General features: G+C 54.9%; 19 protein-coding genes. 16 read left to right on the forward strand and 3 right to left on the reverse strand.

Annotated features, from left to right (window positions below; translation table 11 throughout):
* Positions 1-13: 13 nt before the first annotated feature.
* From QZ516_RS08505 to acnA, 11 genes are all read left to right on the forward strand, one after another.
* Positions 14-718: a gamma-glutamyl-gamma-aminobutyrate hydrolase family protein gene (locus QZ516_RS08505; RefSeq protein WP_297188456.1), complete on the forward strand. Its 705-nt coding sequence runs from the start codon at positions 14-16 to the stop codon at positions 716-718.
* 84 nt (positions 719-802) lie between these two features.
* Positions 803-1,156 (forward strand): antibiotic biosynthesis monooxygenase, encoded by a 354-nt coding sequence (locus QZ516_RS08510; RefSeq protein ID WP_297188457.1) that lies wholly within the window; start codon positions 803-805, stop codon positions 1,154-1,156.
* Between the two features lie 369 nt (positions 1,157-1,525).
* The gene (locus tag QZ516_RS08515; protein ID WP_297188458.1) at positions 1,526-2,257 is read left to right on the forward strand and encodes a carbonic anhydrase family protein; all 732 of its coding nucleotides are present in this window, start codon (positions 1,526-1,528) and stop codon (positions 2,255-2,257) included.
* Between the two features lie 328 nt (positions 2,258-2,585).
* Positions 2,586-2,915 (forward strand): YegP family protein, encoded by a 330-nt coding sequence (locus QZ516_RS08520; protein ID WP_297188459.1) that lies wholly within the window; start codon positions 2,586-2,588, stop codon positions 2,913-2,915.
* Between the two features lie 345 nt (positions 2,916-3,260).
* Positions 3,261-4,808 carry a bifunctional GNAT family N-acetyltransferase/carbon-nitrogen hydrolase family protein gene (locus QZ516_RS08525; protein ID WP_297188460.1) on the forward strand — a complete coding sequence of 516 codons (1,548 nt, stop codon included), beginning with the start codon at positions 3,261-3,263 and terminating at the stop codon, positions 4,806-4,808.
* A gap of 217 nt (positions 4,809-5,025) precedes the next feature.
* The gene (locus QZ516_RS08530; protein WP_297188461.1) at positions 5,026-6,336 is read left to right on the forward strand and encodes a GGDEF domain-containing protein; all 1,311 of its coding nucleotides are present in this window, start codon (positions 5,026-5,028) and stop codon (positions 6,334-6,336) included.
* 246 nt (positions 6,337-6,582) lie between these two features.
* Positions 6,583-7,239, forward strand: coding sequence for a hemolysin III family protein (locus QZ516_RS08535; RefSeq protein ID WP_297188462.1), 657 nt, complete (start codon positions 6,583-6,585; stop codon positions 7,237-7,239).
* A 43-nt stretch (positions 7,240-7,282) separates the two neighbouring features.
* Positions 7,283-8,080, forward strand: a complete 798-nt coding sequence (locus tag QZ516_RS08540; RefSeq protein WP_297188463.1) for a transglutaminase family protein — start codon at positions 7,283-7,285, stop codon at positions 8,078-8,080.
* 21 nt (positions 8,081-8,101) lie between these two features.
* On the forward strand, positions 8,102-8,713 hold the full coding sequence (locus QZ516_RS08545) for a 2-hydroxychromene-2-carboxylate isomerase (protein WP_297188464.1): 612 nt from the start codon (positions 8,102-8,104) through the stop codon (positions 8,711-8,713).
* 129 nt (positions 8,714-8,842) lie between these two features.
* Complete coding sequence (locus tag QZ516_RS08550) at positions 8,843-9,235, forward strand: hypothetical protein (RefSeq protein ID WP_297188465.1); 393 nt, start codon at positions 8,843-8,845, stop codon at positions 9,233-9,235.
* 119 nt (positions 9,236-9,354) lie between these two features.
* The gene (gene acnA, locus QZ516_RS08555) at positions 9,355-12,069 is read left to right on the forward strand and encodes an aconitate hydratase AcnA (protein ID WP_297188466.1); all 2,715 of its coding nucleotides are present in this window, start codon (positions 9,355-9,357) and stop codon (positions 12,067-12,069) included.
* Positions 12,070-12,096: 27 nt separating this feature from the next.
* Here acnA and QZ516_RS08560 read toward each other — a convergent pair whose 3' ends face one another.
* Positions 12,097-13,209, reverse strand: coding sequence for an alkene reductase (locus QZ516_RS08560; protein WP_297188468.1), 1,113 nt, complete (start codon positions 13,207-13,209; stop codon positions 12,097-12,099).
* Positions 13,210-13,505: 296 nt separating this feature from the next.
* Between QZ516_RS08560 and QZ516_RS08565 the strand changes: the two genes are divergently transcribed.
* The 5 genes from QZ516_RS08565 (at position 13,506) to QZ516_RS08585 (ending at position 18,061) form a co-directional block, all read left to right on the forward strand.
* Complete coding sequence (locus tag QZ516_RS08565; protein ID WP_297188469.1) at positions 13,506-14,528, forward strand: NADP-dependent oxidoreductase; 1,023 nt, start codon at positions 13,506-13,508, stop codon at positions 14,526-14,528.
* 71 nt (positions 14,529-14,599) lie between these two features.
* A complete protein-coding gene (locus QZ516_RS08570) occupies positions 14,600-16,285 on the forward strand; it encodes a monovalent cation:proton antiporter-2 (CPA2) family protein (protein WP_297188471.1) in 1,686 nt (561 codons plus the stop codon).
* 248 nt (positions 16,286-16,533) lie between these two features.
* Complete coding sequence (locus tag QZ516_RS08575; RefSeq protein ID WP_036858546.1) at positions 16,534-16,743, forward strand: cold-shock protein; 210 nt, start codon at positions 16,534-16,536, stop codon at positions 16,741-16,743.
* A gap of 158 nt (positions 16,744-16,901) precedes the next feature.
* Positions 16,902-17,234: a cupin domain-containing protein gene (locus tag QZ516_RS08580; RefSeq protein WP_297188473.1), complete on the forward strand. Its 333-nt coding sequence runs from the start codon at positions 16,902-16,904 to the stop codon at positions 17,232-17,234.
* Between the two features lie 176 nt (positions 17,235-17,410).
* Positions 17,411-18,061: a methyltransferase domain-containing protein gene (locus QZ516_RS08585; protein ID WP_297188475.1), complete on the forward strand. Its 651-nt coding sequence runs from the start codon at positions 17,411-17,413 to the stop codon at positions 18,059-18,061.
* A 31-nt stretch (positions 18,062-18,092) separates the two neighbouring features.
* On the opposite strand, the gene QZ516_RS08590 is transcribed toward QZ516_RS08585, so the two are convergent.
* Entirely contained in the window at positions 18,093-18,566 is a 474-nt protein-coding gene (locus QZ516_RS08590) for a nuclear transport factor 2 family protein (RefSeq protein WP_297188477.1), read from the reverse strand.
* A gap of 57 nt (positions 18,567-18,623) precedes the next feature.
* Complete coding sequence (cynS, locus tag QZ516_RS08595) at positions 18,624-19,064, reverse strand: cyanase (RefSeq protein ID WP_272991801.1); 441 nt, start codon at positions 19,062-19,064, stop codon at positions 18,624-18,626.
* Position 19,065: the final 1 nt, after the last annotated feature.

Here is a 19,065-nt window from a genome sequence, read left to right on the forward strand (position 1 = left end):
CCGGACACCGACCATGCGCAGCCATATTTTTCAACATGTGCCCTTCGAGGGCCCCGGCAGCATTGAGCCCTGGCTGAGAGCCGCGGGACACCAGATTACCCGAACACCTTTCTACAGCGATGGGACTACCTTGCCGGACATCCCGGATATCGATTTACTGATCGTTATGGGCGGCCCCATGAGCGTCAATGACGAGCAACAATTCCCCTGGCTGGTGGCAGAGAAGGCTTTTATTCGCCGCACCATCGACGCGGGCAAGCCGGTGCTTGGCATCTGCCTCGGCGCGCAATTGATCGCCAGCGCCATGGGCGCACGGGTTTACCCGAACCCGACCCGGGAAATCGGCTGGTTTCCTGTCCAGGGTTGCACTGCGCCGGGGCCAAACAACTTTTCTTTCCCCTCATCAGTGGACGTCTTCCACTGGCACGGAGAGACCTTTGATCTGCCACCCGGCGCAACTCACCTCGCCTCCAGCGAGGTCTGCCGACTGCAGGCATTTCAGCTGGGCACGTCGGTGATAGGACTGCAATTTCATCTGGAGACGACACCGGCATCGGCCAGGGAGATTGTTGCCCACTGCGGTGCGGAATTAACGCCCGGCGACCACGTGCAAAATGCCGCCACTATTCTCAGTGCCACCCCGGAGCAATACCGGACGATTAACCATTTAATGGGCAAAGTGCTTGCCTTCCTGCTGGGCGCCAATGGGGACAAGTAACAGTGACGACAGTCAAACCAGCCAAAGAGGCAGGTCGATAACTGCCGGGCACACCATGATGCAAACCGTGACAGGAGAACCGATATGATTGCCGTTATTTTTGAGGTTATCCCCACAGCGGAGGGCAAGGCCCAATACCTCGAGACTGCCGCCGAGCTGAAGCAGTTTTTATCCTCGATAAAGGGCTTTATTTCTGTAGAGCGATTCCAGAGCCTGACTGACAGCAACAAGATACTGTCGCTGTCTTTTTGGGACGATGAGCAGGCCATTCAAGAATGGCGTAATCTGCACGCGCACAGGGCCGCGCAACAGACGGGCCGGGAGCAGCTGTTCGCCAACTACCGCATACGCGTCGCCGGCGTTATCCGGGATTATTCCATCGAAAACCGCGCTGAAGCCCCCACTGACTCACAACACATTCATCCCTCCGTCGGCTAAAGATCGGTACCCGGAGCAATACTGCGGAAAAAGTTTATGCGCAGGTCCGGTTTGACCGTCGCGAAGCCGGCAACGGCACTGGGCGTTTCACGACAGTCTGTCAATGAGCTGTTGCTGGAACGCCGTGCGTCAGCCCGGAGATGGCGATGCGCCTTGTACGACTCTTTAACAATTCAACGAATTTCTGGTTGAATGCACAATCCTTGGACCTGTGGGGGGTGAGTCAGTCTGTTAGGGGTGACATTGCCCGAATAACACCCAGAGACAGGGAATAGTGCATTAACGGAAATGCTTGGTAACATACCTTCCGAGGTATCAATAATAAAAATCCATTTTAACAATAGAGAGCTAACGATGAAAAAATGTTCAATGAAACTATCACTGCTAACCGCCGGGATGCTGGCGTTCGGGACTTGTCACGCCGCCGACGGTGTCGCCTGGAGTTACCTGGGTGACGAGGGACCGGAAAACTGGGGCAGTCTCGCCACAGAATATGCCACCTGCAAGACGGGCAAAAACCAGTCGCCGGTGAATATCACCGGCACGATAGAGGGTGACCTCCCATCACTGGAACTGGATTACAAGACCGGTGGCAAACATGTCATCAACAATGGTCATACCGTCCAGGTCAATTATGTACAGGGCAGCACCATGCAAGTGGGCAGTAAAGCCTTCGAACTGAAACAGTTCCATGTTCACGCCCCCAGTGAAAATGCCATTAACGGCAAGCTCTACCCCATGGATGCACACTTTGTCCACGCCGATAAAGAGGGCAACCTGGCTGTCATCGGGGTGATGTTTGAAATAGGCGAGACCAATGCCGAGCTTGAAAAGGCCTGGCAACAAATGCCGTCAGATCCCAGTGGACCGGTAGAACTGACCACCGCCGTCAGCGCCCTGTCCTTGATGCCGGAAGATCATGATTACTATCGCTTCAATGGCTCTCTGACCACGCCGCCATGCAGCGAAGGGGTTTCCTGGTTTGTTATGAAGGAGCCCGTCACTGCCTCCAGGGAACAGATTGAGAAATTCAGCAATGCCATGGAGCACCCAACCAACCGGCCGGTTCAACCCATCAATGCACGAGTGATTGTGGAATAAGTTGCATTCGGAGCCCCGCCAGCCAGGAGTCTTCGGCCGGCGGGGATACCGTCAATCAAGGAAAAATGTTCGTTCTGCTAATCGTGACCAGTACAGGAATGCTGTTGCAAAGACGCCCAGTACTGCGGCTACTTGCCTCTCAAAAAGGTGCTTTGTATTTTGCTATGGTCTGTGATATCTAGTACGGGCTTTTCAAAGGATGCCCCCGTTGGACAGATCGCAATCGCTGCGACCCTGTTCACGGGTGACCCGATCCAGGGGTAGGCATCTGACGTTTAGACCATATGGTGCCCAGTGCGCCCATTACTAAAATAAAAAGGAGATAAATATGTCAAGTTGGTTCGAGCTCAATAAAACACCAGATGGCGAGTACAACTTTCACCTCAAAAGTGAAAGCGGCGAAACATTGCTTTCAAGCCCAACTTATTATTCCAAGGGCAACGCAAAGATGGACATCTCAGACGTCCAGCATAGCTGCGCGTACGATGCCCTCTATGAAAAAAAGTCAGAAGATGGTCAACACTGTTTTGAACTGAAAACCCCAAAACGTCGAGTGCTGGGAACCAGCCAGATGTTCAAAAGCGCCGAAGATCGCGACACTGCCCTGGCAGCGGTCAAAGCCAGCGGCGGCACCAAAACAATAAAAGACAACTTCTAGTTCTTTGCTACGGGAAATTTGACCCGGCTTTGCCGGGTCAAGATTCTTCCCCACCCTTCGAAAACGTTCTGCAAAACAAGCTACACGCCATCTTCCCGGTCTTAGTCAAGTCATTTTCTGACAGACTCCACGTATACATGCATATTTACAGCCTGGGCATTTGCTCTCCAGCCGATTAATCCGGCCAATTTGAGTTATCATCTGTGGTGGAGCACATAGCCCGCTTTCAGCGAACGGTCTATTTTGTGCCAAAACAAGGTGCCCCATCAGGTAACCTTGGACAGCAGCAGGGCTGGGCTCCAACTATTTGCTACGACATCCATTTTATTCAGGAATAAAAACCCCGTGAACGCAACGACGCACCCCGAAGAACCGGAACACAAACTGACCCTCCGACATCTGAAAAAGGAGGACTACCCCAACTTAAAGGCATTAATGGATTATGTTTATCCGGGTCTCGGTGGTGCCTGGCCACTGAAGAAATTCCGCGCCCAGCTGGCTGTGTTTCCCGAGGGCCAGATCTGTATCGAGGATCACGGCATTATTGTGGCCGCCGCGTTCTCGGTCATTGTCGATTACGATAAATTTGGGGATCAGCATACCTATGATGAGATCACCGGCGACGCGTATCTGACGACACACGACCCGAGCGGTGACGTATTGTACGGCGTGGACGTATTCGTCTCGCCCGACTACCACGGCATGCGGCTGGGTCGCCGTCTCTACGAAGCCCGCAAGGAGCTTTGCCAAAATCTGAATCTGAAGTCCATCGTCGCCGGGGGGCGGATACCCAATTACAAGAATTTTGCTGACAAGCTGACCCCGCAGGTCTACATCGAGCAAGTCAAAAAGAAGGAAATTTACGACCCTATCCTGACCTTCCAGTTGTCCAATGACTTCGAAGTAAAGCGGGTGCTGGACGATTACCTGCCAGAAGACAAGGAGTCCCGTGGCTATGCCACACTGTTGGAGTGGCACAACCTCTACTATGACCCGCGCAAAGCCCCGCTGATTGGTGCACCGCGTACCACCGCCCGGATCGGTTGTGTTCAATGGCAGATGCGCTCCCTCGGATCCGTCGAGGAGTTGATGCAGCAGGTTGAGTACTTTGTCGACGCTCTCTCCGATTACCAATGTGATCTGGCCCTGTTCCCGGAGTTTTTCAACGCCCCACTGATGGGGATAGAAAATCACACGAACTCCATTGACTCCATCAAGGCGCTGGCCGAGTTTACGGATGACATTGTCGAGGCCGTCTCCCGGCTCGCGGTTTCCTACAACATCAACATCATCGCCGGCTCCATGCCGTTGATTGAGAACGATGAGCTGTTCAATGTGGCCTATTTCTGTCGTCGCGACGGCACCCTTGAAACCCAGTACAAGCTTCACCCCACACCCGGTGAAAAGCGCTCCTGGGTCATGCAGGGCGGCAATGGCCTGCGTGTGTTTGATACCGATTTTGGCAAAATTGGTGTACTGATCTGTTATGACGTGGAATTTCCGGAGCTGGCTCGCCTGCTCTCGGAACAGGGCATGCAAATGCTGTTCGTGCCGTTCTGGACCGACACCAAGAACGGCTACCTGAGGGTGCGTTGCTGCGCCCATGCCAGGGCCATTGAAAACGAGTGCTATGTGGCAATCGCCGGCAGTGTCGGCAACCTGCCGAAAGTGGATGGTGCCGATATCCAGTATGCCCAGTCGGCAGTGTTCTCGCCGTCGGACTTTGCCTTCCCCCACGATGCGATCATGGCTGAAACCACGCCGAATACAGAGATGACCCTGATTGTCGATCTCGATCTGGAGAAGCTGAACAAGTTGCAGAACGAAGGGTCGGTGAGAAACTTCCTAGACCGGCGGCGCGATCTCTACAAGGTCGAGTGGATAGGTGAATAACACCCACTGGCTCAGGGCTGTTATTTATGGCAGACAACGTGCGATCGACCTAGGTGGACTGCAGGGCGCACCAAGCCCCCAAGCCCTATACCGATTGGCATCTCATCAAGGATAGAGTATTGATTGGATCTCTCTGGTAAGCATTATGACCACCACCGGCCGCAAGGCCCGCTCCTCTCATCAGTCTCAGAGCCCACCTTCCTTTCAGGAGCTCACTATGGAAGCAGACACTCATGCATCGCTGAGCAGCTATATAGATCTGTTACTGGATGCCATTTGTGTGGTGGACAAAGCGGGGAAGTTTGTCTACGTCAGTGGCGGTGGTGAACGCATCTTCGGCTACACCAGTGAAGAGATGATTGGCAAGTCCATGATTGATCTGGTGTTACCCGAAGATCATGACATGACCCTGCAAACAGCCCGGGATATCATGTCCGGCAGGCACGAACCCCATTTTGAAAACCGCTATGTGCGCAAGGATGGGCAGATTGTTCATATCATGTGGTCAGCGCGCTGGTCCGACTCTGATCAACTGCGTATTGCCGTGGCCAGGGATATCACCAAACGCAAACGCATTGAGGCCAGACAGGCGGCCCTGTTTGCCATTTCAGAAGCAGCTCACGCCGCGGAGGACCTGCCGACCCTGTTTGAACGGATTCATCAAATTATTGAAAACCTGCTGCCGGCTGCCAGCTTCTCGATCGCCCTCTATGATGGCGCGAAAGATGACGTGTATTTCCCTTACCATGCAGGCAATCAGGTATCACCCTCGCTGATCGATTCAACGGTTCACTGCGCAGAGGTCATCCGCACCGGCGAAACACTATTGCTCCTGCCGAAGAACATCAATGAACTGCAGGGACTGACAGACACCTCCTCCAGCTGGCTGGGAGTCCCGCTGAAGTCACAGCGGGGAACCATAGGTGCGATGGCCGTTTTGAGCCACCCGGACAACCCGCACTACTCGGAAGAGGACCGGGAACTGCTGCAGTTTGTCTCCACACAGGCTGCCGCCGCCATTGAGCGAAAACAACTGCTGGACCATCTGCAGCATATGGCTCTCTACGACCAGCTTACCGACCTGCCCAATCGGGCACTGTTCGGGGATCGTATCCAGTCCGCCCTCAGCAGGGCCCGTCGCGATGGGCAGCGGCTCGCCGTGCTCTACCTTGACCTGAACAAATTCAAGTTCATCAATGACAACTATGGACACCCGGTGGGTGACCTTTTACTGAAAGAGGTCGCACGGCGTCTTGAGGGATGTGTCAGAGCGTCAGATACCGTATCGCGCTTTGGCGGTGATGAATTTGTGATTTTGCTGGAAAATATCGCCTCGCCGGCAAACACCACTACCATCGTGGAGAAAATTCACCAGGCATTGAACCAGCCGTTTGTGCTGGGAAATCACAACATCGCCATTCTTCCCAGCATTGGCGTGGCCCAGTTCCCGGACGACGGCGATGATGAAACACAACTGTTGCGCCACGCCGACCATGCCATGTACCGGACCAAGAACAGCGCACCCTGACCCCACCCCATAGACAACGGAAAAACAACGCGGTAAGTATTTTTGTTCGTCTCTGACGGCGATCACTCAACGGACCCTTGTTAACCGGATGTGCAAAAATGCCCTCATCCCATTCAGCGCTTCGGGGTTTGTTTTACTGGTGACTGGCGAGGGGCAGACTGAGTGCTACGTTGGGCTTGCCAGTTTCAACCTTTCGCGTGGATACTAAAGGCCTAATGCCTGCCAGAACCGAGAAAATGGAGCATTGTGTCATCATCTATCAAATCACCGGGGCGCGAGCAGTCCTCCGAAGAAGAATTTGCTAACAGCCTCAGTCACGGGGCAGGGCTCCTGGCAGCACTCATTGCCACACCCCCGCTGCTAATCCGTGCCTCCCAACAGGGCAACACGGGGTTCCTGATCGGCTCGGCGGTCTTTGCCCTGACGATGATATTGCTCTATCTCGCATCCATGCTCTATCACGGCCTTCCCAGGGGGCAGGCAAAGCGGCTATTTCAAGTAATAGAACATTCGGCTATTTATTTACTGATCGCCGGCACCTACACTCCCATTACTCTGGGGGTTCTGCGGGGTGCCTGGGGCTGGTTCCTGTTGACAGCGATCTGGTGTCTGGCGGCCACAGGCGTCATACTCAAGGCCAGCAACAGACTTAATCATCCGGTGTTTTCCACCGGCCTTTATCTGTTAATGGGCTGGTTGATTGTGATTGCAGCCAACCCTCTGTGGCTTCACTTGCCGACACCGGGCCTGATCTGGCTCGCTTCCGGCGGCCTGGCCTATACCGTAGGGGTAGCCTTTTTCACCACCGACAGCTATTTGCAATACGGCCATCTTATCTGGCACCTGTTTGTCATGGCGGGGACTACTTGCCACTATATTGCCATTTTCTACTATGCGGCCTGATCGGCCCCGTTCATAAGACGGTTTTGATACTGGACATTGCCATATGTGGTTACGAACTACCTGCAGCCTGAGCTTCGAGATCGACGTTCCGACACCTTTTATCTTCATGCTCAGACCGCGCAGCGGCGGGCAACAACGGGTGGCCCGGGAGGAATACACGCTCACGCCCGATTGCCCAATGGAGGAATTTACCGACAATTTCGGCAACCTCTGTCAGCGATTGCTGGGCCAGCCCGGCCCTTTTTCCATCACCACCTCGGCCGATGTAAAGACAGTGGATGTCATCGAACAGGCCCCAGGCGCGCCTTTTATTGAAGTACAGTATCTGCCGGACTCCATGCTTTGCTATCTGCTTCCCAGCCGCTACTGCGAGTCGGATCGCTTTGTCCAGATGGCCAATGAAATTACCGCCGACCAACAACCGGGCTACGATCAGGTTAATGCCATTCAGCGCTGGCTGCGTGAGCGCATTCGCTATGAGCCGATGCTCGGCAATGATCAACTTTCCGCGGCAGAAGTGAATATGCGCCAGTGGGGCGTTTGTCGTGATTTTGCCCACCTGGGTATTGCGTTGTGCCGGAGTCTCAGCATTCCGGCCAGGATGGTCGTCGGCTACCTCTACGAGCTTGACCCTATCGATATGCATGCCTGGTTTGAGGCCTATGTGGGCGGCCAGTGGTATACCTTTGATGCCACACAACCAACGCTAAAAGGCGGTTATGTGGCAATCGGCTATGGTCGAGACGCCGCCGATGTGGCTATTTACAATCAGTTCGGCCCGGCTGTCTCGCCGATCACACAACGGGTCAGTGTGGTGCGATTAGACGGCACCGGCGACTGATTCAGAGGAGCAATCAACACCATGCACCTGGAATTCTGGTTTGACTTTGGCAGCACCTATTCCTATCCCGCCGCCATGCGTATCGAGGCCCTTGCCGGGGAGAAAAACATCCCGGTGCGGTGGTGCCCTTTCATGCTCGGAGCCATCTTCAAACAACAGGGCTGGAGCGACTCGCCATTCAATATCTGCCCCGACAAAGGGCGCTACATGTGGCGTGATATGGCGCGAGTCGCCAGCCAGCTGCAATTGCCCTGGCAAAAACCCTCTCGATTTCCGCGCAACGGCTTGCTGGCGGCACGGGCAGTCTGTACTGCACCGGATGCCCACTGGGTACCGCAGTTCTGTCGGGAGGTATTTCGCGCCAACTTTGAACGCGACGAGGATATCGCCTCGCCAGAGATCCTCAACCGCTGCCTCACCGATAGCGGCGCACCCGCCCAGCAGGTATTGGAAGAAACCGGCTCCGCAGAGACCAAGGACCGACTGCATCAGCAGACTGGGCAGGCCATCGAACAACATCTCTTCGGTGCACCCTCGTTTCTTGTCGGCAGGGAACTGTTCTGGGGCAACGAGCGGCTGGAAACAGCGCTGGATTTTGCCAGCGGCACTGTCACTTTTCCCCCTGATAAATAAACGGCCAATACCTGGCCTGTCCGTATGGGATACCGTCAGTTAAAGTGTCTGTCCCGGCACCCAGTTGGCTGCTGATCGACAGACGGAGACAACAGCGCTGGCCAGGCCAGTCTTTTCGGGGAGGCACTTATGCACAAGTCATTCATTTTTTTCGCAGCCGGCTGCCTGGGTGCACTGGCCAACAGCCTCACCGTCTGGCTCTTTGGTGATCTCGGTATATCGCAAGCATTGGGAGTCGCTATTGCCCCGGGCCTCTCCCCCCAATGGCTCTACCCGAGGATCGTCTGGGGCGGACTGTGGGGGCTGCTGTTTTTACTGCCGATATGGCAGTCGAGAATAGTCTGGAAAGGGATGATGCTGAGCCTGTTTCCCACCGCCGTGCAATTGTTCATCGTGTTCCCACTCCAGGCACAGAAAGGCGTAGCCGGTCTGGAACTGGGGTTGCTGACACCGCTGCTGGTACTATTTTTTAACGGGGTATGGGGCGTCTGTACTTCACTGGCGATCAAGCTGGCAAAATAAACGGGTTTCACAGGGTGCCAAAAAATCATTCATTTCGCCCATCATGTTAATACAGACACGATTGCAGGCTTTGACTACCCTTAAGCTAGTGATTGGGCAATTGAGCTGAAGGAGCGAGCATGTCTAAGTATCAATCTACAACCACGTCGGTTATCGGCGACAACACCTACACCTTTTACGACTTTAAGGGTGTGTCCGACAAATACGACATTACCCGACTCCCCTACTCGCTTAAAATCCTGCTGGAAAATCTACTCCGTCATGCCAACGAGGATTTTGTTCAGGACAGGGATATTGAAGCGGTGGCCAACTGGGACCCACAGGCAACACCAAGCGAGGAAATCAGTTTTGTGCCGGCGAGAGTTCTATTGCAGGATTTCACCGGCGTCCCGGCAGTCGTCGACTTGGCAGCCATGCGCGACGCCATGGGAGAGCTGGGGGGCTCACCGGACCGGATCAATCCCCTCTCCGCTGTGGATCTGGTCATTGACCATTCCGTCATGGTGGATTTTTACGGTCACGAGGACTCACTCAAAAAGAATACTGCCCTTGAAGTGACTCGCAACCGGGAACGCTACCAGTTCCTGCGCTGGGGACAAAAAGCCTTTGAAAACTTCAAGGTCGTCCCTCCCGGCACCGGCATTTGCCACCAGGTCAACCTGGAATATCTGGCCCAGGCAGTCTACTCAAAGACCGTTGACGGCAAGTTAGTGGCATATCCCGATACGCTGGTAGGTACCGACTCACACACCACCATGATTAACGGCCTGGGGGTACTGGGCTGGGGAGTGGGCGGCATCGAGGCAGAAGCCGCCATGCTGGGGCAACCCATCAGCATGCTATTGCCCCAGGTCGTGGGTTTTAAATTGACCGGCAAGTTACCCGAGGGCGCTACCGCCACCGACCTGGTGCTGACCGTAACCGAACAGCTGCGCAAACACGGGGTGGTATCAAAATTTGTCGAATTCTTTGGCCCGGGGCTGGAGAGTCTGTCGCTCGCGGATCGCGCCACCATCGGCAATATGACTCCGGAATACGGCGCGACCTGCGCTATTTTCCCTATCGACCGGGAAACCATTAACTACCTCGAACTCACCGGTCGCAGTGAACAGCAACTGGCCCTGGTGGAAACCTACACCAAAACTGTCGGGATATGGCATGACGAAAATACCCCGGACGCAGAATACAGTTCGCTGCTGGAGCTCAATCTGGCCGATGTCGTACCCAGCCTCGCGGGACCAAAGCGCCCCCAGGATCGGGTTCCTCTCTCGGCCATGGCCGACCACTATCGCGGGCTGCTGGACGATGCTACCACCGCACGCACTGACCAGATTCAGGCACGGGACATGGATGACGAAGGGGCGGCCATGGAGGAGCCGGAAGATACCGTTCACGAGATCACCTTCCGGAATCAAAATTTTCAGCTCCGTGATGGCGCGGTGGTCATTGCCGCCATTACCAGTTGCACGAACACCTCCAACCCGAGTGTCATGTTGGCAGCGGGCCTGCTCGCCCGGAAAGCGAGACAGCGGGGACTTACCGTAAAACCCTGGGTCAAAACCAGTCTGGCACCCGGCTCCAAGGTGGTCACTGAATATCTGGAACAGTCCGGTTTGCTGGAAGATCTCGAAGCGATGGGCTTCTATCTGGTGGGCTATGGCTGCACCACCTGTATCGGCAATTCAGGTCCACTGCCCGATGAAATAGCCGAATCCATCCGTACCCGGAATCTCACGGTGGCGTCGGTGCTGTCTGGCAACCGCAATTTTGAAGGCCGCATTCATTCCGATGTAAAAACCAACTACCTGGCATCGCCCCCTCTGGTGGTGGCCTACGCACTGGCCGGCAGTATGCTACTGGATCTGAAAAATGAGCCCTTGGGGGAAGACGCGGAAGGTCGTGCCGTTTACCTGAAAGACATCTGGCCATCCTCAGAGGAAATCAAGGCGCTGGTTAATGCCCATGTGGCAGCCGGGCTGTTCCGGGAAAAGTACGCAGATGTCTACAGTGGTGATGAGGAATGGCAGAACCTGCCAGTCTCCGGTGGGGAGCTCTACAGCTGGCCGGAATCCACCTATGTTCGCAAGCCACCTTTTTTTGAAGGCATGACCGCCGAGCCGGCGGCGATAAAACCTATCGATCAGGCCCGCTGCCTGCTGAAACTGGGGGACTCCATCACCACCGACCACATCTCGCCAGCCGGCAGTATCGCCAAGGACAGCCCGGCGGGGCACTATCTGATCGAACAGGGTGTGGAGCCGAAGGATTTCAACTCCTACGGATCGCGGCGGGGCAACCACGAGGTGATGATGCGCGGCACCTTTGCCAATGTACGGTTGCGCAATCAGCTGGCGCCGGGCACCGAGGGCGGATGGACCACCTACTTTCCCGACAACTCCTCGATCAGTGTGTACGACGCCGCCATGAAATACCGGCAAAACGGAACACCTCTGGTGGTATTGGCAGGACAGGAATACGGTACCGGTTCCTCCCGGGACTGGGCGGCGAAGGGCACCATTCTGCTCGGCGTCCGGGCGGTGATTGCCAAAAGCTTCGAGCGCATCCATCGCTCCAATCTGGTGGGCATGGGGGTTTTGCCGCTGCAGTTCAGTGACGGGGAAGATGCCGACTCGCTGGGCCTGGACGGCACCGAGCATTTCGATATTCCCGCTGTTGAAGCAGGCCAGCGCGAGCTGTCGGTCACGGTAACCGGCGAGAATGGCACCCGCACCTTCTCCGTCACAGTGCGTATCGACACCCCCAATGAATTCGACTATTTCAGAAATGGCGGCATTCTGCACTACGTGCTGCGCAAGCTCACCGGCACACAGTGAATCTGTTGCAGGCGCAGATTCCGTATTTCAGTTCACGTCAGCGAGACGGGGATAATCGGTGTACCCCCGCTCATCGCCACCGTAAAAGCTGGCGGAATCCCATTCATTGAGCGGGGCATTGCGACGGAAACGCTCGGGAAGATCGGGGTTGGCAATAAACGGGCGACCAAAGGAGACCAGATCACAACGGCCTGCCTTGATCCTCTGGCGGGCCTCATCAGCCGTGTATCCGCCATTGGCCATGTAACAACCCTTGTACCCCGCCCGGATAGCATCGATTACCTGCTCGGGCCGACCGTCGGCATGGTTGCCCTGAAAGGAATCCTCCACCACCTCAAGGTAGGACAGCCCGGTCTGGTTCAGCCGTTCAGCAAAGGCCCCGTAGGTGGTCACCGGGTCATCGTCATACATATCATTGAAACTGCCGGTGGGACTGACCCGGATGCCGGTGCAATCGGCACCCCAAACACTGAGGACAGCGTCCACCACCATCATCGGGAAACGCAGCCGGTTTCCCACAGAGCCGCCAAATTCGTCATCGCGCTGATTGCTGCCGCTGCGCAAAAACTGGTCGATCAGATAGCCATTTGCCGCATGGATCTGAACACCGTCAAACCCGGCCCGCCGGGCATTCTCCGCCCCGATTCGGTATTGATTGATGATGCCGGGAATTTCATCTTTGCCCAGCGCCCTGGGCCGGGGGACATCCACCATTCCCGAGTCGGCGCTGATAAAAGTCTGCGCCCCGCGAGGCTTGATTGCGGAAGGAGCCACAGGCTGTGCACCCTCCGCCTGTAGTGCGGGGTGGGAAATCCGACCCACATGCCAGAGCTGCAGATGAATTCGGCCACCCGCCTGGTGTACAGCGTCCGTGACTTTGCGCCAGCCATTGATTTGCTCGTCCGTATAGATACCGGGGGTAAAAGCATAGCCCTTGCCCTGCCGGGAGACCTGGGTTGCCTCACTGATAATCAGTCCGGCGCCGGCCCGCTGCCGATAGTATTCAGCATTCATCGAATTGGGAGCATCACCTGGCTGGGTAGATCTGGAACGGGTCAGCGGCGACATGATAATACGGTTCGGCAACAGCAGATTGCCGAGTTTGAAAGGTTCAAAAAGTATGTCCGTCTGCTTGCTCATCTTCCTCTCCTGCTCCTGTTGCAATGACCTGTCAGCCCCATACGCACCAGTGTGGTATCCAGATTGCCTCTGTACGTGCACACCACGATATCTGCGTACATTCGGCGGATTGACCATCCACTGCTGACCCGTGATGGGCAATGGCAATAGATGTTTTCCTGGAAAGAATTTCCCGACAATGTCTGACATGTGCCGACAAATCCACCTGCTGTGGGCCATAATCAGTATCATACTATCCTACAGTTTTGTCGGCGCAGCACGACAAATAGCCAAGTCAACCATTGCGGGGATGAACAATGCAGCAACCGGTCAATCGTCAGGTAATTCTCAAATCAAGGCCTTCCGATGTTCCGCAGGCGGAAAACTTTGCTGTTATCGAATCGGCAGTACCCACTCTGGACGACGGGCAGGTGCTGGTTCGCAATGTATACCTCTCGGTGGAGCCTGCCATGCGCGGCTGGGTCAGCGCGGTGGCCAATTATTCGGAACCGGTGGCGATAGATGGCGTAATGCGCAGTCTCACCGTGGGACGTGTGGTGGAGTCTCGCCATCCCGATTTCCAGATTGGCGAGGTTGTCACGGGCATGTTTGGCTGGCAGGACTATGCGGCTGTCGAGGCAGCCGCCATTCAACGCAAGGTACCCGATAACGGGCTGCCGATCTCCACTGCGCTCGGCGTTTTGGGCATCAATGGATTAACCGCTTATTTTGGACTTTTCGATCTGAGCCAGCCGAGCCCGGGCGACACCGTGGTGGTGTCTACCGCCGCCGGTGCAGTGGGCTCCTGTGTGGGCCAACTGGCCAAACTGCATGGTTGCCGCACCGTCGGTATTACCGGTGGCCCCGAAAAAGTGGGCCTTTGCCGGGAGGTTTTTCAGTACGACGAAGCGATTGATTACCGAACCGATGATTTCGAAGCGGCACTCGCCCTGGCCTGCCCGGATGGCGTGGATATCTATTTCGATAACACCAGCGGTCCGATCAGCGATGCAGTGCTGCGACACATCAATGTCGGCGCACGTATCACTCTTTGCGGCACCGCCTCTATCACTCGTTGGGATCCCATCCCGCAGGGCCCAAGAGTACACCGGCAACTGTTGGTCAACCGGGCAAGAATGCAGGGCTTTCTGGTATTCGATTATGTGGATCGCTATGCTGAGGCGCTTGAAACGCTGACCCCCCTGGTTCGCGATGGTGAGCTTCGATACCGGGAAGCCATTCTCGAAGGCATTGATCAGGCACCGGATTCAATCGCCAGCCTTTACCGCGGCGATAATCTGGGCAAACGCTTGATCCGCATTGCACCTGACAGTATTTAACCGATGGCAGTCCCTTAACCGGGCCCCTGCTATCACAAACTACAGCAATCCATTGAAAATTATGCCCGATCATGACGCCATCCTATCTCACTGACATCATCACCCTGCTGGTGGCGGCTGTCATCGCTGTACCGCTGGCTCAGGCACTGCGATTGGGCGCCGTCCCGGGGTTTCTGATCGCCGGGCTGGCAGTGGGGCCATACGGTTTTGGACTGATCAGCAACATTAGCGACATCAGCCACCTCGCCGAAATCGGCGTGGTCTTTCTGCTGTTTGTGATTGGTATTGAACTGAAACCGTCCCTGCTCTGGCAGATGCGCCGCCTGGTATTTGGTCTGGGTTCCCTGCAGGTTCTGCTGACGGCAATCCTGATCGGCAGCATTGCCTATTTTTTATTCGACATTCCCTCCCATGCGGCCATTTTGATTGGCCCGGCTCTGGCCCTGTCTTCCACTGCTTTCGTGATCCAGATAATCGCCGATCAAAAATTGATAAATTCAGGTTATGGTCGCTCTTCTATCGCCGTGCTGCTGATGCAGGATCTCGCCGTAGTCCCTTTGCTGGCCCTGGTTCCTCTGCTCTCCGGACCCGAAATAAAAATGGATGACGACCTCTGGCTGACGCTGATCAAATCCGTTTCGATTGTCGCTCTGGTAGTCTTTCTGGGGCGGTATCTGCTGCACCCACTGTTACACCGGGTGGCCATGTCCGGTAGCCGCGAAGTATTTACGGCTTCGGCAGTACTGATTGTGATGGGTACCGCACTCGCCACTGAACATGCCGGCCTGTCCATGGCGATGGGCGCCTTTCTGGCGGGTATGCTGATCTCCGACTCTTTCTACCGCCACCAGGTGATTGCGGAAATTGAACCCTTTCGCGGCCTGTTGCTGGGCATGTTCTTCATGTCCATGGGAATGTCGCTCAATATCGGCCTGCTGCTGGACAAGCCGTTCCTCTCCCTTGGCCTGCTCGGTCTGCTGTTACTGGTGAAAATGCTGGTGCTGTTGCCGGTCTGCCTCCTGTTTGGGCTGAACACCCGTGTCAGCCTGGCTGTCGCACTGATACTCGCCCAAAGTGGTGAGTTTTCGCTGGTGATTTTCTCCCTGGCCAATCAATCCGGTCTGCTCGACACGGCATTGTTTCAACAACTACTGCTGGTGGTATTACTGAGCATGTTGGCGACTCCGCTGCTGGCAAGAAAAGCTGAACAACTGGCCAAAGCCCACCATGGAGAACATCATGAGCCAGAAACTATCGCGGAAGCACCCATTGTCCTGGCAGGCTTTGGCCGGGTTGGCTGCAATGTCGGAGAAATTCTCACCCGCTCCGGGAAATCTTTCGTCGCATTGGATGCGGACCCCGGCGTCGTTAAGCGGGAGCGAGCCAACGGCCACCCCGTCTATTTTGGCGATGTTCGAAAACCGGAAGTTCTCATATCCGCTGGTGCAACCAACGCACAGATCATCATCGTCACTATCAATGACGCGAAAGCCACAGAAGAGATCGTCGCCTCTCTGCGACGCACCTATCCCAAGAAGCATATCTATGCTCGGGGTCTCGGACTGCCCCAATGCCAGTCTCTGAGTGACCTGGGTGCCAACGGGGTGGTATCGGAAAACCTCGAAGCCAGTCTCGAACTGGCCAGGATGGCATTGGCAGATATGGGCGTATCGGATGCCATTTTGCTGGATACGATCGATCAGTTTCGCCAAAACTACCAAAGCCGAATCAAGCGCACCAAGCTAGATGAACCTTGAACCCAGGAGAAGCGACGTCAAGTCCCCAAACCTACTGACGATCAAATAAATCTACCTTTTTTCAAAAAAACCCGATATAGTGCGTAAAGCTTGAAAGTACGTCCTATATTTATGTACACCATTTCGATGTCTCATCTTTAGAACTTCGTCCTGTTATTCATAATTACTAGCAATACTTCCAGCAAATACCGCCTCCTAAAAAGGCAACAATTAATACTTTATTACCAATGAATAGATAGGAAACGAATATGTCTACAGTTACCGGCACCGTAAAATGGTTTAACGAATCAAAAGGTTTTGGATTTATCGAACGTGAATCCGGCCCCGATGTTTTTGCTCATTTCAGCGCCATTTCAAGCTCAGGCTTCAAAACCCTGATCGAAGGCCAGAAAGTGGAATTTACTGTCACCCAAGGACAGAAAGGTCCCCAGGCTGAAAACATCGTAGTCGTCTCTTAATACAGAGACTCCGAGACTACCTGCTGACAACGAATAGTTGTCAGCCCGCTTCTTCCTGAAGAAGCGGACAGAAAAAGGGCAAGGTTTATACCTTGCCCTTTTTTATTAACGCTTTATCCTGAATGTTGCTAGATTAAAGCTACGACAAGGAGATAAAAATGACCACCAAACTGAATTTTGAGGGCGTAACCCGCGTCAACTGGAAAGATGTTGACGCTGTCGAAGTCTGTCCGGGTATCTTTGAGCGGAAGCTCTGGGTCGGAGAGAATGGTAGCTGGGTGGCCGTTTATGAACTGACACCCGGTGCCAAATTCGCCGATGTTGACGTGCACGAAAAGGGCCCAGAACAAATCTACGTTATCTCCGGTGTGTTCGGTGGTGGCAAGGAGGACTACCGCGAGGGCGATTTTGTGCATCAACCCAAGAACTCTTCCCACGTCCCGCAATCGGAAACCGGCTGCACGCTGCTGGTGATATACCCTGAAGGCTGATCACCCCCTTCACCGGGTTTGTGGTAACCGAGTCTGTACCAAAGCTGCCGAAAACCCGCCTTCCCCCACAGGGGCGGGGCAAACAATCAATTTTACCCGTCATCACCGCCCCTGCTTTCCAGGTGGACGAACCATAATGTAACTGACATTACCAACCAACGCATACTGGAGCTCCCATGTCACTGCTGCGCGTCCGCTACCAGACCATAGAATTTGGTGAACTGGATATTCATGTCCGAACCTTGCGCAGTAATCTGGAATACAGCGATCCGGACGGGGACGCTGAAGCGCTGGGTATATCCTCAGCCAGCTGGCCACTTTTCGGTATTGTCTGGGATTCGGCCAGGGCGCTGGCACACCACATGCTCAGCCAGGATACCGGTGGCAAACGCATCCTTGAGGTAGGCTGTGGTATTGGCCTGGCGAGCCTGGTGCTCAATCATGGCGGTGCAGACATCACCGCCACGGACTATCATCCCCGGGCAGGGGAGTTCCTCGATATCAATGTTCAGCTCAATCAGGGACGACCCATTCCTTTTGTCCGAACCGGCTGGGCCGATGAGGACCAACTGCTGGGTAAATTCGATATGATTATCGGCAGTGATGTGTTGTACGAGCGCGAACACGTCGATCTGCTGGCAACCTTCATCGATAAACACGCGCAGGCCACCTGCGAAGTCATCATCGTAGATCCGGGCAGAGGCCATCACGCGCCATTCAGTAAAAAAATGGCCCAGCTTGGCTACACCTGCAGCCAGCAGAAAATAGCCAATACCGACTATCTGCCGGAGACCTTCTCCTGTCAGGTGCTTCACTATTACCGGTAATGACCACCTCCACTCCCGACTGAACCCTGAATCAGAGCCCCAGAGCCGACAGGCCGGGGTAATCCGCTGGCCGGGGTCCCGGCGGCCAGTCAAATTTTCTTTCAGCCTCAGTGATGGGTATATCGTTGATACTGGCATGCCGGGTTTTCATCAGGCCATTTTCGGCAAACTGCCAGTTTTCGTTACCGTACGAGCGAAACCAGTTACCCTCCCCATCGTGCCATTCATAGGCAAAACGCACCGCGATTCTGTCATGACTAAAGGCCCATATCTCCTTGATCAACCGGTAGTCCAGCTCGCGCAACCACTTGCTCTCCAGAAACGCAACAATCTCACTGCGTCCACAGAGAAACACTGACCGGTTCCGCCAGCGGGAATCCTCCGTATAGGCCAGCGCTACCAATGCCGGGTTTTTGGTATTCCACGCATCCTCGGCCCTGCGCACTTTGAGCACCGCATCCTCAAACGTAAACGGAGGCAGCGGTGGTTTCAGTGGTTCATTCATGAATTTTTCCTCGCAGAAACCGACGTGGCAACCACGCCCGCACAATCAGGCAGGACATTACCAGCTCTTGTAGGGCAGAAATTTGCCGTTCAGTGTCAGCAACACCCGGTCACCTTTGGGGTCTTCAATCTTGTCGACCTCCATGGAAAAGTCGATGGCACTCATAATCCCGTCACCAAATTTTTCCTGGATAACCTCTTTCAGGGTATCGCCATAGACCCCAACCACCTCATAAAGTCGGTAGATCAACGGATCTGTCGGCACCGCCTTGTCCCAGCTCTTTGTTGGATAGCTCGCCAGCGCACTGGCAACTTCCGGCCCCAGACCCAGATAGTCGGCAATCGCTTTCGCCTTTTCCGGTGGCGCACTGTTCATGCCGAGACAGGCGGAGGTCAGCCATACCGTCGACATACCCAGGTCATTGGCCATGGCTTCCCAGCTCAACCCCTTGGCCAGCTTGATACTGATAATGGTTTCAGTCATCGAGATTTTGTTCATG

This window comes from uncultured Porticoccus sp., assembly GCF_913061305.1.
Taxonomy (GTDB): Bacteria; Pseudomonadota; Gammaproteobacteria; order Pseudomonadales; family Porticoccaceae; genus Porticoccus.

Bases quoted from the DNA above. Each gene is read 5' to 3' on its own strand.
- QZ516_RS08505 (WP_297188456.1), top strand. From the start codon at position 14: ATGCGCAGCCATATTTTTCAACATGTGCCCTTCGAGGGCCCCGGCAGC.
- QZ516_RS08575 (WP_036858546.1), top strand. From the start codon at position 16,534: ATGTCTACAGTTACCGGCACCGTAAAATGGTTTAACGAATCAAAAGGT.
- QZ516_RS08560 (WP_297188468.1), bottom strand. From the start codon at position 13,209: ATGAGCAAGCAGACGGACATACTTTTTGAACCTTTCAAACTCGGCAAT.
- QZ516_RS08520 (WP_297188459.1), top strand. From the start codon at position 2,586: ATGTCAAGTTGGTTCGAGCTCAATAAAACACCAGATGGCGAGTACAAC.
- QZ516_RS08515 (WP_297188458.1), top strand. From the start codon at position 1,526: ATGAAACTATCACTGCTAACCGCCGGGATGCTGGCGTTCGGGACTTGT.
- QZ516_RS08565 (WP_297188469.1), top strand. From the start codon at position 13,506: ATGCAGCAACCGGTCAATCGTCAGGTAATTCTCAAATCAAGGCCTTCC.
- cynS (WP_272991801.1), bottom strand. From the start codon at position 19,064: ATGAACAAAATCTCGATGACTGAAACCATTATCAGTATCAAGCTGGCC.
- QZ516_RS08570 (WP_297188471.1), top strand. From the start codon at position 14,600: ATGACGCCATCCTATCTCACTGACATCATCACCCTGCTGGTGGCGGCT.
- QZ516_RS08540 (WP_297188463.1), top strand. From the start codon at position 7,283: ATGTGGTTACGAACTACCTGCAGCCTGAGCTTCGAGATCGACGTTCCG.
- acnA (WP_297188466.1), top strand. From the start codon at position 9,355: ATGTCTAAGTATCAATCTACAACCACGTCGGTTATCGGCGACAACACC.
- QZ516_RS08585 (WP_297188475.1), top strand. From the start codon at position 17,411: ATGTCACTGCTGCGCGTCCGCTACCAGACCATAGAATTTGGTGAACTG.
- QZ516_RS08510 (WP_297188457.1), top strand. From the start codon at position 803: ATGATTGCCGTTATTTTTGAGGTTATCCCCACAGCGGAGGGCAAGGCC.
- QZ516_RS08580 (WP_297188473.1), top strand. From the start codon at position 16,902: ATGACCACCAAACTGAATTTTGAGGGCGTAACCCGCGTCAACTGGAAA.
- QZ516_RS08550 (WP_297188465.1), top strand. From the start codon at position 8,843: ATGCACAAGTCATTCATTTTTTTCGCAGCCGGCTGCCTGGGTGCACTG.
- QZ516_RS08545 (WP_297188464.1), top strand. From the start codon at position 8,102: ATGCACCTGGAATTCTGGTTTGACTTTGGCAGCACCTATTCCTATCCC.
- QZ516_RS08530 (WP_297188461.1), top strand. From the start codon at position 5,026: ATGGAAGCAGACACTCATGCATCGCTGAGCAGCTATATAGATCTGTTA.
- QZ516_RS08590 (WP_297188477.1), bottom strand. From the start codon at position 18,566: ATGAATGAACCACTGAAACCACCGCTGCCTCCGTTTACGTTTGAGGAT.